This window comes from Enterobacillus tribolii (assembly GCF_003363015.1).
GTDB lineage: Bacteria > Pseudomonadota > Gammaproteobacteria > Enterobacterales > Enterobacteriaceae > Enterobacillus > Enterobacillus tribolii.
This window is the reverse complement of sequence record NZ_QRAP01000022.1, coordinates 1-14,115: the sequence shown is the minus strand read 5'-3', so window position 1 is coordinate 14,115 and position 14,115 is coordinate 1. Positions and strand designations below refer to the sequence as shown.

The 14,115-nt window shown below is 63.1% G+C and carries 1 protein-coding gene; it reads right to left on the bottom strand.

What is annotated here, in order from left to right:
- Positions 1-14,115 (bottom strand): SDR family NAD(P)-dependent oxidoreductase (locus C8D90_RS21730; protein ID WP_115460543.1); only part of this gene is annotated, 14,115 nt, incomplete at both ends.

The window sequence follows — 14,115 nt, the reverse complement described above, 5'->3', positions numbered from 1 at the left end:
CTGCACCACGCCGGGTACGATGGGCTGCCCCTGCACGACATGGTCGCGCAGGAACCATTCCCGCCCGGTCAGCGTGGTGCTGTAGCGCTGGCGGCCAGAGTCCGGCGCGTCCGGATACAGCCCGCTGCCGCCCGCTGGCGGCGCTGGCTGTGTCTGTGGCTGTGCTTCCGGCAACCAGTAACGGTCGCGGGCGAACGGGTACGTCGGTAAACTCAGGCGGCATGCACGCTTGTCCCGATGCAGCGCCGGCCAGTCAACCTCCAGCCCCTGAACCCAAAACTCCGCCAGCTTGCTGAGTTTTCCTTTTGCAATCCACGACTGCACGGCCACGCGCAGATCTTCATCCGCGCCAAACTGCGTCATCACGCCTTTACGGGGTTTGATTTCGCCCTGATAGGTGTCCGGCGGGATTGCCCCGCCTTTCAGTACACATTGCAGCTTATGGTTCAGATCCTGCGCGGAATGCACGACCAACGCCAAGCGGTGGGCCATGGCATCACGCCCTGCCTGTAGTGTCCAGGCCAGATCCGCCAGGTTCACATCCTGCCGTTCAAGGTAGTCATGCAGTTGCATAACGCGTTGATGCAGTTGCGGTGCGGTACGGGCGGAAAGAACGATGAGCAGCGGATACATCACGGCCGTCCCGCCATCCTGCGGAGGCTGATATTCCTGCACCACGACGTGCGCATTCACCCCGCCGAAACCGAACGAACTTACGCCTGCGCTGCGCGGCAAGGGGCGCCCCTTTTCATCAGTGGCAGCCTGCCAGTCGCGTGTTTCGCTGACCACGTACAGCGGCCCATCTTCCAGCCTGATGTTCGGATTCAGGGGCAAACAATTCAGGTTCGCCACCAGCTTGCGGTGACGGAGTTGCAGTATGATTTTGATCAGCCCGGCTACCCCGGCGGCCAACTCCAGATGACCGACATGGCTTTTAACCGATCCCACCCCGCAGCTTGCCGCCGGTAACGATTGTTCCTGCGCCAGCGTGCGGAATGCCTGCCGGATCCCTTCGATCTCTATCGGATCACCCAGCGGTGTACCGGTACCATGCGCCTCAATGTAACCAACGCTGCGCAAGTCGGTGCCCGCCTGACGGTGCGCCGCGACAATCACCTGCTCCTGGGCGAGTGGGTTAGGTGCCGTCAGCGAGGCGGCGCGCCCGCCGTGATTCTCGGCGCTGCCGAGCAACAGGCCATAGACGTGATCGCCATCGCGTTGCGCCGCGCTCAGCGGTTTGAGCATCAGCATCCCGACGCCTTCGCCGCGTACATAGCCGTCAGCCTGCCCGGAGAACGTGCGGCAGCGCCCGTTGGGACTGAGCATACCGGCCCGGATGAAGCTTTCATGCACCTCCAGCGATAACAGCGTATTGATGCCGCCGACCACCGCCTGATCGCACTGCCCGGTACGCAACAGTTGTATTGCCCGGTGCACCGCGATCAGGGAACTGGAGCAGGCGGTATCGATCGCGTTGCTCGGCCCGTGCCAGTCAAGCCAGTAACTCATTCTGTTCGGCCCCATGATGTCAGAGACACCTATGGCGCTGTACCCGGTAATCGGGCTGCCCGCCTGCGACATCAGGTTTCCGTAACCGGTGCTTCCGGTAGCCACCAGCAACGCGGTATTGCTGCCGGACAAGCTGCGTACGGAGTAACCCGCATCTTCAATAACGTGGTGCACATACGTCATCAGCAAACGCTGCTGCGGATCCATGGCCTGCGCTTCACGCGGCGAAATGCCGAAAAACAGCGGGTCGAATTCGGTCATGCCATCCAGCACGCCGGCGTGGCGTAAGGCGGGCAGCGGCCCCGGCCAGCGTTCAGCGGGCAGTTCGCCGATACAGTCGCGCCCTGCCATCAGGTTTTCCCATAACGCGTCGATATCCGCCGACTGCGGGAAACTGCCGCTCATTCCGATAACTGCAATCGCCTCTCTCTCCCGCGCCGTAACCGGCGCGGCGCGCAGACGGTGGTTAGCCGGCAATGCGATGCGCGGCAGGGCGTCACGCCGGAGGGGGCTGGCCGGCGGCAGAGAGGGCAGAACGGAAGCCGGGCGACGTGCGTCCGGTGCAGCAAACGCGCCGGCATGTTCACGTGCCAGGTATCCGGCAAACTGCCCCAGCGTTGGTGCGGTAAAGAAAACTGACGGCGTCAGCATCAGGCCGTAACGGGCGTTCAGCATATTGCCAAACGCGGTCAGGCTGACAGAGTCAAAGCCAAGATCATTAAACGACGTATCACGATCCAGCGCCTCTGCCGGCAGTTTCAGATGCGCCATCACCATCCCGCCGATCTGTTGCTCTATCCGTTGCGCCAGATCGTGATCCGCTTCCGGGACGTCGTGCCTGATCTCCTCCGCCGGCTGCTCTGGCATGGTGGAAACGGGCTGATGCAGCCACTGACAAAGAGAATGCCGCCGCCCGTACAGAACCACGCCGTACGCGGCCGGTTGACGCAGCAGTTGTGCCAGCGCCGCCAGCGCGTCATCCGTCGGCAGGGCAACCATGCCCAGATGTTCAAACAGTTGCGCCTGACGCCCGGCCTCCAGTTGCATTCCGCCCCCGGCCCACAGCGGCCAGCCAACGGACAGAGTCCGCCCGTGACGCTCCCCGCGTTCCGTCAGGGCCTGGCGATAGCGCGCGTAGCCGTCCATAAATCCGTTAGCCGCGGCATAAACGCTTTGCCCGATATTCCCCCAGGCTCCTGCCAGCGAAGAACACAGGATCAGCCAGTCCAGCTCCAGCGATCGCGTCGCCTCATCAATGATCTCGACGCCGCGGGTTTTTGCCGCCAGCCCCTGCCGCAAATCATCCTGCGTAATATTGGGCACCAGACGATCGCGCAACACACCGGCGCAGTGAATCACGCCGTTAAGCCGGCCGTGGCGGGCCACAATGTCGTTCACCCGTTGTCTGACCGCTTCCCGGTCGCTTACGTCGAGAGCATGGAACTCTACGACGGCCCCCCGTTCGCGCAACGTCCGGATAAATGCATCCTGTTCAGGTGTGTCCGCAGAACGCCCGCTCAGGATCAGCACCGGGTTTGCCTGACGGGCGATAGCCGCGGCCCACTGGCGGCCAAGACCGCCCAAGCCGCCGGTGATCCAGTAAACGCCGCCGTCCCGCCAGGGCAGCGGCGCATCTCCGTCGTTCTCCGGCGTAAGCCACGCCGGCACCTCGCGTCGGCCTGCCGAATAACGCACCACCGGCGCGCTACTGGCGGCTTCCGCTTTTAATAATTGAGCCAGGTGTTCCGCCTCATACCCTGCCGCGTCATCCATCAATACGGTTTGGGTTGCGAGAGACGGGTATTCGCACGCCACTACGCGCATGAAGGCGGCTAATCCCTGTATCGCTTCTCCGGCGCCGTATGCCGGCAACAGCAGTTGCAGCATGACGGGTCCGCGCTCCGGCAGCGCGGTGATGCGCCGGACGTGCTCCAGTAACTGCCGGACATAGTCGTCATAACGTTGCGCAAGCGTCCCCTCTGCACTCAGCACGATGCAATGATCCACGCCGGATACCACGTTCAGCCCGGGCGGCAATGCCGTTTCGCAAACCAATAATTCGTGCTGCCCGGCGAAGGGCGACAGCGGCGGCAGCGCCTGCGGCGTCCATTCAGGGATAGCCAGTAATCTTTCGGCCCCGGCGTTTCCTGTCTCAACATGAACCCCGGCGAGGTGCAGCACGATCCGCCCCTGATCGTCGGTTACCGTGATATCCCGTGAGCACGGTTCTGACCCATTCTGCGCCACGGGGCTGACGATCACCCAGGCGCAGGCCGGTAAGCGATCCCAGCCATAGATATCATTGATGGTAAAAGGCGCGTCTCCGTGCGCTCCGCCGTCCCAAAGCGTGTCACTGACCTGCAGCACGCCGTCCAGCGCCGCCATCGGCCAGAAACAGGCGCCATTGTCGTGATCGCGCGGGGTTTCCAGCCGCCCGAGGATGCGCTCCCCGCAACGGCTGACGAAACGCAGGGCGCGAAACGCATCGCCCGCGCCATCCGCCCCGGCGTAGAGTGCCGGAGCATCCAGCCGCTGTGACATCTGCGCGCGTAATGCCGCCACGTCAACAACCTGTTCCTCCTGACCGGCGATGAACGACGCATAGCCCCGGCAGAAAACCTGCGCGGGTTCCGCCGTGTCATCATAAATTTCCCAGGCGATGCGTCCGTCATCCTGCGGCACCAGCGAGATCTGCACCTCCCGCGGCCTGTCCACGCTCAGCGTTTGCAGCCCGTTGACATCGTGCAACGCAATGCACGTACCGTCATCAGACGCGCCACGGGCCAATGAGACCGCCGCACGCGCCCACTCCAGCAACACCGCCGCCGGCACCGTGCGCCGCGGGCCGATAAACCACTCAGCCCCCATCAGCCGGGTGCTGTAGCGCTGTTGGCTGAAGTCAGAAGTATTGCGGTGTAACAGCGGATGCAGGAAGCCTGCGGGAGCGTCGTTCAGCCGCCGCTGCGGTTGCCAATAAGACTCCCGGGCAAACGGATAAGTCGGCAGGCTCAGGCGCACAGGGCGCGTACCGCTGTGGAAGGCCTGCCAGTCAATGCTGACGCCGTTGGCCCAGCACTCCGCCAGCTTGTTGAGCTTGCCGCGCGCCATCCATCTTTTCATCACCTCGTGCATTTCATCATCAGAGGAGAACAGCGCCAGCAAATCCTGATGCGACTTCACTTCACCGCGGTAAACCTGCGGTGGCAGCGTATCGCCCTGTAACACCTGCCGTAATTGGCCGATTAACGCAGCCTGGGAATCCGCGACCAGCGCGATGCGCACGGCCATCTCCGCGCGCCCCACCTGCAGGGTGTATGCCAGATCGCGCAGGTTGACCGTATGCCGCTCCAGATACGCCAGCAGTTGCTGCATGTACGCCTGCAACCGTTCGCCGCGCCGCGCAGACAGGACCACGATGACCGGTGAGTCCGTTGCTGTATCAGGCTGCGCCGCCGGGTATTCTTCAACAATCAGGTGGGCATTCGCCCCGCCGGCGCCGAAAGAGGACACGCCGGCAATGCGCGGATACTCGCGCTCAACGCCGTTAAGGGTTACCACCGGGCGGGGCCAGGGCTGGGTTTGCTGCTGTACGGTAAACGGCGTGGCCCGGAAGTCGATATGCGGATTCAGCGTTTCGCTGTGCAAGCTTTTGGCGATCTGGCCGTGCTGCATCTGCATCAGCACTTTCGTCAAACCCGCAATGCCTGCCGCGCTTTCGCAATGGCCGATGCTGGCCTTAACCGAACCTATCGCGCAAAATCCCTTATCCTGGGTATGTTGACGAAACGCCCTGGTCAGCCCGCTGATTTCTATCGGATCGCCCAACGCGGTACCGCTGCCGTGGGCTTCTACGTAGCTGACACAGCGGGCATCAACGCCCGCCTCGCTGAGCGCCCGTTCGATCACGTCCGCCTGCGCTTTGGGGTCCGGTACAGTGAAACCGCCGGTTTTCCCGCAGTGATTCAGCGCGCTGCCCTTGATGACGCCATAAATATGGTCGCCATCCTCAACCGCACGCGCCAACGGTTTTAATACAGCCACGCCAACGCCTTCCGCATCGACGAACCCGTCAGCCCCTTCGCCGAACGCGCGGCATTGGCTGTCCGTCGACAGCATGGTCATGGCGGATAAGGTCTGATATTGCACGGGATCAACGATCAGGTTAACGCCGCCGGCGATCGCGCAATCAATCTCCCCCTGGCGCAGACTTTCCAGCGCTAGGTGAATCGCCGTCAGCGATGAGGAGCAGGCGGTATCCACCGCCAGGCTCGGTCCGCGTAAATTGAACAGATATGAAATGCGGTTAGCCAGCGACCACTGAACAGGCTGAACCGTGTAGTGACTGTTCATCGCGCCGATGAACACGCCTGCCCGGCCTTGCGGCGCCAGGGTGGCCGGGGTGTAGCCCGCATCTTCCAGGGCGCTCCAGGCGTATTGCAGCAGCAGGCGCTCCTGCGGGTCCATCCGCTCGGCCTCGCGCGGCGCGATACCGAAGAACTGCGGATCAAAAGCATCAGCATCATCAATAAAGCCGCCCCACTTGCTGTAGCTTTTGCCTTCCGTTCCCTTGCGTTCGTCAAAGTCGCGCCGCCAATCCCAGCGCTGAGCCGGAATCTCGCTGATGCAGTCCACGCCATCGCGCAGGTTTTCCCAATATTGTTCAAGGGTTGCCGCATTGGGGTAGCGTCCGCTCAGCCCCACAATGGCGACATCCCTGGCTCCGCTGGCGGCCTTCGCCGGCAGGGGCGCGATAAAGCGGCCGGCCGAACGGACAGCCGCCCGTTCGGAAGCCGGCGCCGGAGACGCAATGCCCAGCCATCGCTGCGTGGCCTCACGCTGCGTGGCGGTAAAATGCCCGGCCAGGGCGTCAATGCTCGGATGCTCAAACAATAACGTCGCGTCGACGCCGTCAAACACCTCGCCCAACGCCTGAGCCACCCGCACGGCAAGAATCGAATCCACGCCGTAAACACTCAGCGGTTCCTCCGCTTTCACTTGCGCCGCCGGCATTTTCAGCGTTTCGGCCACCATGTGCCGGAGACGGCGGACCGCCGCAGCCTTCAGGTCATCATCCGCCGCAGAAGGTGGTGGCGCGGTGCTGACGGCATCTCCCACTGCGGTGCGTCCCAGCCGTATGACGCCGTTACTGGTTGCCCGGATAATCTGCTGGCCCAATACATGCAGCCCATTTTCCGGCATCACCACGCCGCAAAATCCCGCGTCCTCCAGCACCTGCCGCCAGCTTGCGGCAGAAAGGGCCGGCGTGCCGTTCAGCCTGAGCGGGGCATCCTGCGCCAGCCACCATCCGTCCAGCAGCCCGAAGGTCAGATGGGCAAATACGCTGGGTGCGGCAATTTCGTTAATCAGCAACAGGCCATTGTTCTTCAGTAACGCTTTGGCGTTGTTTACGGTATTGCGGATATCGCGCGTCGCATGCAGAACGTTGGAAGCCACCACGATATCGTAGCTGCCCGGCATAAGATTCTGTTCAGCCGGTGAGCGCTCCACATCAAACAGGCAAGGGTTCAGATAAGGAATACGCTGCTGAAAACGGGTCCGGGCGTATACCAGGAAGGCGCCGGAGACATCGGTATAGGCATATTCTGCTATTTGTCCGGCCCAGGGAGCCAGGCGTTCGAACAGGACGGCGCTGGTGCCGCCGGTACCGGCGCCGATCTCCAGAATACGTACCGGTTCCTGAGGCTGGCGGGCCTGCAGCCAGGCAACCAGTTGATCGGCCAGCAGTTCGTTAAATGCGTCGGCCACGGGATGGCCGCGATAGACCGCTTCGACCAGATCGGCCTGCCCCTGCGGGAAAATCACTTCGGTTGCCGTCAGGTTGCCGCCCAGCACGTCACAGAGCACGCTCAGGGTCGTCTCCGCCAGCCGGATTTGAGCGCCAAGCACGGGATTTTCCCGCGCGGTTTGGCTCCAGTGCTGCCACTGCGCCCACACCGTCTGCCATAGTGGTGCAGGCTCGTCCGTGTTGACGCCCGCGCCGCGCAACAGCGCCAGCGCCGCATCACGCCATGAACGGTAACGCGGCGGTGAGGTCTGTTCGTCCAGCCAGCCGAGCTGCGCCAGTTGCGCCCACAGCAACGGCATCAGTTGCGTTTCCAGCACCGTAAGCTGCGGCAGCGCGTCGTCGATCAACGCCAGGCGGGCTGATGACGGCGCCACCTGATAATCCTCACCTGCGCAAGCGCGCGGCGCCAGGATAATTTCGCTCCGGGCTGAGCGGGATAACAGCCGCGTCGTCTCCGCCCGGGTGGTTTTCACAAACGCCATTTGTCCGCCGGGGTACGCCAGCAAGCGTTCCAGGGCGGGCATCGCATCTTCCGGTTCAATCGAACCAAAACCAAGCTGCGCCATTCTCGCGCGGTAGCTGTCTTGCGCGACAACGCCGACACCGCCCCAATACCCCCACGACATCACCTTCACCGGGTAAGCCCGGCTGCGCATGTTGTGGGCCAACGCATCGATGTAACAGCAGCCGGCAGCATAGTTTGACTGCCCCAGCGAACGCGACAGGCTCTGTATGGAAGAGAAGAACAGCATGAAATCAAGCGGCAGCGCCCCGAATACCGCGTCCATGTTGTCTGCGGTCACGGTTTTGGCCTGCAAGACGGCGGCGAAGCAAGGTTCGTCCATCATTGCCAGGGTGCGGTCAGCCAGTACGATGGTGGCATGCACCACGCCGTGGATCGCGCCGAAGCGGGCGACGATGGTTTCACGCGCCGCGTCGAGCGCCTGCGCATCGGCGGCATCCGCCCGCAGGTAAAGAGGACGCGGGCCAAATTCGCTCAGCCGTTCGCACTGGCTGCGGATCGCGTCGTCCTCTTCGCGGCGCCCCAGCCAAATCAATTGTGCCTGATAGCGCCGAATCAGATCCTCGCTCCAGGCAACGCCAAGCCCGCCCGCGCCGCCGAGGACGACATACACGCCGCCCTGGCGGTACGGCGCCTGCGCGGCTGCCGGCATATCCGGCTGAACGGGAAGCAGGCACTGTTGATACCAGCGGCCCTCGCGCCAGGCGCGCGTATTCCCCTGAGGGTCCGCCGGCTGGCTCTGCCAGTCGCAGTCCACCGCCCCGCCGGCGGGCAGATCCAACAGGCGGACCTGCCAGTGCGGGTACTCTTTCGCCAATACACCGATCAAGCCATGAACGCTGCTTTGCTGCGGATCGGCCTGTTCATGATCGAACACCGCCACGCCCTGCGTGGTAATCACCGTCAGGGCCAGCGGCTGCTTGCCATACCCGGCGTCCAGCAAAGCACGCACCAGGCGCAGCCCCGCTATCACCGGCTCCGGCAGGCCATCCGGCCGCCACAACAGGTGCCGGATAGTCTCTTCTGCCCCCAGCATTCCGGTGATTTGCGCAGGCGTCGGGTCATTATTCAGAATTATTTCATAAGGTTGCAGCCAGGAAGCCTGCGGCGTTTCCGGCTCATCCGCCGTCTGCCAGGCGGGAACGAAGGAGAGCGCCCCAACGTCGTCGGCAGAGGCTTGTTGCGCTGCGTCGCCCGCCACCGCCGGGCGCGTCGCGTAACCTTGCAGGCGCAGCGCAACGGTGCCCCGTTCGTCGGTAATGTCGATGTCCAGCTTACGCAGCGCCGGCGTGTCGCCGGCGCCGGTGCGTATCACGGCCCAGGCCGTGGCTGAAAGTGCCTGCCGGGATTCAATTTTTTTCAGGGAGAACGGCAGCGCTAAATCGCCGTCATTCATCATTCCGGCGCAGCTTTGCAGTGCGCCGTCCAGCATATCCGGTAACCAGGTGTAGTCACGGCTCAGCGTTCCGTCTGTCGCAACAAGTTCCGCCACCACCAACCCGTCACCGATGTGCAGTCGCTTCAGAACGTTAAACGCCGGGCCATAGTGCAGCCCCACCTGTTCAAAACGCTGATACAACGCCGCTCCGTCAAGCGAGCGCCCGCAGCGCCCGCGCAAAGCGGCCAGATCCAGCGTTGGTATGGAATCAGCCGCCGGCAGGCTGGCCCGCCCCTGGCTATAGACCTGCGGTTCGCCGTCGTCACCGCTGTAGATGCGGTATTCGATATCCCCGCCGCTTAACGGCGCCAGGGAGATATTGACCTGCGCGGTATCAACAACCGCCAGCGGTTGCAGCCAGGCAACGTCGCACAAACACAGCGCATGCCGGTCCGCAACACCTTCCAGCGCCAGGCTGACGGCAGCCCTGGCCCACTCCAGTTGCACCGCCGCCGGTACGATGGCATTGCCCTGCACCACATGCTCGCGCAGGAACCACGCTTCGCCATTCAGCCGGGTGCAATAGCGCTGCTGATGCAGATCGGAAATATTGCTTTCAATCAACGGATGCAGCCGCCCGCCCCCGCTGATTACGGATGCGCCAAAGTCCGGCACGCCCCAGCAACGCTCGCGGGCGAAAGGATAAAGCGGCAGACTCAGACGCCGCGGGCGCTGCGCCGGATGCAGGGCGTTCCAGTCAATGGTTGCACCGCCGGCCCAGGCGGCGGCCAGCGTATCCGCATCGCCACCGGTATGCGGCGCGGCGTCGGCCAGCGGAGCAGCCTCGCCCTGGTAGACGCCTGCGCCGCCCTCCCCGCCGTTTTGCAGCGCGTCCAGCCGTTCCAGCAGTTGTTGCTGAGACGTCACGACCAGCGCCAGCCTGACTGCCATTGCTTCGCGCCCGGTTTGTAACGTCCAGGCCAGATCCGCCAGGTTAATCTCATGGCGGCGTAAGTAGTCGCTCAGTTGAACCACTTTGGTGTGCAATTGCCCGGCTAACCGCGCCGACAGCACGATCACCTGCTCACCGTCGCTCTCCGCCGGAATATCCTGCGCCGGCCGATACTCTTCGACGATCAGGTGAGCATTGGAACCACCGGCACCGAAAGAAGACAGCCCCGCGATACGCGTCATGCCATCCGCGCACGGCCACGGCGCATTCTCCCGCTGAACCACGAACGGTGTATCGGCAAAAGAGATGTACGGGTTCAGTTCTTCACTGTGCAGGCTTTTCACCAGCCGCTGGTGCCGCATTTGCAGCAACAGCTTACTCAGCCCGGCAATACCGGCGGCGCTCTCACAGTGCCCGATGTTGGATTTGACCGAACCGATGGCGCAAAAGCCGGTGTCCCGGGTGCGTTCGCCGAAAGCCTGGCTCAGCGCCCGGATTTCAATGGGATCGCCCAGCGACGTTCCCGTTCCATGGGCTTCGATATAGCTGATACGCCGGGCGTCAACGCCTGACATATCAAGGGCCCGGCTGATAACACGGCTCTGCGCGACCGGATTGGGGACCGTGTAGCCGTTGGTTTTTCCGCCATGATTCAGGGCGCTGCCTTTGATAACGCCGTAAATATGGTCGCCGTCAGCGATGGCCTGATGCAGGGATTTAAGCACGACCGCGCCCACGCCTTCACCAGGCACATAGCCGTCGCCACCGGCGGCAAAGCTGGTGCAACGGCCTGTGCTGGAGGCGAATTGCCCCTGCGACAGCTGCAGGTATTTGTTGGGATGCAGCGAGACGTTGACGCCGCCGGCGATGGCGACGCGGCACTCACCCTGCCGCAGACTCTGGCAGGCCAGGTGAATGGCGCTCAACGAAGAAGAGCACATCGTGTCGACGGCGATGCTCGGCCCCTGGAAATTACAGAAATACGAAACCCGGTTGGCAATGGACGCCGCGCTGCTGAGCAGCACCAGATTGTCGCCGCGGGCCTGGGCCTGTGCGCCGTAGAGCTGATATTCCTGGTACATTACGCCGACGAAAACGCCGGCCAGCCGATCGCTTCCCACCAGATTGTCGCGGGTATAGCCTGCATCTTCCACAGCATGGTACGCGCACTGCAGGAATAAGCGCTCCTGAGGATCCGTTTTTTCAGCTTCCAGCGGCGACATGCCAAAAAACAGGGGATCGAACCGATCCATGCCGTCAATAAAGCCGCCCCATTTGCTATAGCTTTTCCCCGCGATCCCTTTGCGGCTGTCAAAATCACGTTGCCAGTCCCAGCGCCCGGCGGGGATCTCGGTGATGCTGTCAACGCCGTTGCTCAGGTTGTCCCAGAATGTATTGATATCTTCCGCGCCGGGGTAGCGTCCGCTCAGTCCGACGATGGCGATATCCCATGGCCCGTCCGCCGCCGGTGCAGATGGCCGGGGCTGGGCGTGCCGCCCATAGCGCCGGCCTGACGCCGTTGCCGTTGTAACGGGAGGCCGGCCGCGACCGTCGCGGGATAAAACGTCGCCCAGCGTACCCGCATGGTGCTGAATGAAATACTGTGTCAGCGCCGCAATATTCTGATATTCAAAGAACAGGGTGACCGGCAGCGGGCCGAATACCTCTTCCAGGTCGCGAACCAACGATACAGACATGACGGAATCAATGCCGTATTGCTCCAGCGGCGCCTGGGGATCGATACGTTCGGCGGGAATTTTCAGGGTCTGCGCCAATAGCTGGCTCAGGTAACGGCGCGCGACCTGCTCCTGCACTTCACCTGCCGCGGTGCCGCCCTCAGCAGGCCGCACGCGCCGCTCCGTTTCACCGGAATTCAGCAATTGCCGCAGGCGGGACGGAGCGCCATACAGGATCGCAATCTGCGCACCGTCCATGCTCAGCGCCTGTTCCTGCGCAGGCAGGGCAATCCCGCTGGGCAGCGCCTGCAAGCCGGCGTGCCGCGCCAGCCAGGCGCGTTTTTCCTCATCAGCCTGCATCCCGCCATCGGTCCATAACGGCCAGTTAAGCGACAGCGTACGACCCTGCCGCTTTCCGTCGTTAACCAGCGATTGCCGGTACGCGGCGAAATGGTCCATGAAGGCGTTCGCTCCCGCGTAGCTCGCCTGCCCCAGGTTGCCCCAGACCGCCGCCAGCGATGAGCACAGGATCATCCAGTCGAGAGGAAGATCGCCCACCGCCTGATCCAGCGCGATCGCCCCCTGCACTTTCGGCACGAAAACGTCCGTCAGCTCCGCGGCGTCAATTTGCTGGATCAGCCGATCGCGTAATATGCCGGCACAATGCACGATGCCGTTGATTCGTCCGTAGCGTTCGACCAGACGCGCCACGCACGCCGCCATTGCGGCTCCATCGCTGACGTCAACGGGATCGATCTCCACCGTCGCGCCGCCTGCCCGCAGTTTTTGGAGCAGTTCCAGCTCATCCGGCGCGGTAACGATGTCACTGAGGATCAGGATCGGTTTCGCCGCCTGTTGCCGCGCCATCGACGCCAGGTGGCGGGCAATACCGCCCACCCCGCCGGTAATCCAATAAACGCCGCCATCGCGCCATATCGGGCCAGGTTCGTCAGGCGCCGCCGCGGTTTCCCAGCGCATCGTTTCACGCCGGCCATCCGTATAACGAACTTCCGCATACCTGGCCGGCGCTTCAGCGCAGAGCATGGCGTGCAAACGCGATGCATCAAACGCATTGATATCGTCAAACGCGAGGACCTGAACGAATAAATTCGGATACTCCTGCTGCGCGCTGCGCAGTAAGGCACCCAGCCCACGCAGAATCTCCGCCTCTCCCGTCGCCGGGACGAGCAGTTGCGCCGTCACGCGCTCAACCGCCACATTGGCAATCTCATTGCGCAGCAACGTCAGAATCCGCTGCGCGCCGCCGGTATAACGTTGCGCAATGTCGCCCTCATCCGGGCAGCACGCAATACACCGCGCCGCGGGCTGTTTATCCGCCAGCGCCGGCGGCAGCGTGACGCCGCAGGCCAACACCCAGCGATCACCAACGGCGCCGGCTTGCGTGCCATGTTCGTCCGGCGCCTGAGTTTCCCAGACCGGACGGGCCAGCAGCAGACCGGCCTCTTCCTCCGCCTTAACCCGGCGCATGCTAAAACCATTGAGATAAATGGCCGGGAGCCCCTGTTCATCCAGGACGGTGATATCCCACTGCTGCGACGCTTGCGCTGCTTCTGCGCCATGGCGGGCTGGACTGACCCGCACCGAAGCCGCCGAAGAAAGCGGGCGCAACGCCTTCACCTCCCTGACGCTGAACGGCAGCATCAGCCCCGCGTCGGGGCTTAAGCACCCTGCGGTCTGTAACGCGCCATCCAGCAGCATCGGTAACCAGCTATACCCGGCATTGAGCGCCGCCGGCCCGGCCGCCAAAAGACCAACCGCCGTTTCGTCATGCACCCAAACCTCACGCAGCACATGAAAGCCCTGACCATAGCGCAACCCGCTGCGTTCAAACCGTTGGTACACACCGGCAATATCCACGGACTGTGCCTGTTCATGCCGCCACGCGGCGGTGTCCGGCAACACGGCTTCGCACTCTTCATCGTCGGGCGGAGAGGTTTGTGCGTACCCCTGACCGTAGACGATCTCTTCGCCCTCTTTACCGCTGTAGATTTCATAGCCGATGCGCCCGTCATCCAAATGCGCCAGCGTGATATGAACCTCAAGCGCCTCTTCGACGATCAACGGCCGCAGCCAGACAACGTCCCGCAGCGTTAACGCCATCCTACCGGCATGCCCTTCCAGCAGCAGGCTGACCGCCGCCCGCGCCCACTCCAGCTGCACCACCGCCGGCACCACGCCGCGACCCTGCACCACATGCTCACGCACAAAACGCTCGCCTCCCGTCAGCCGCGTGCTGTAACGCAGTTCACG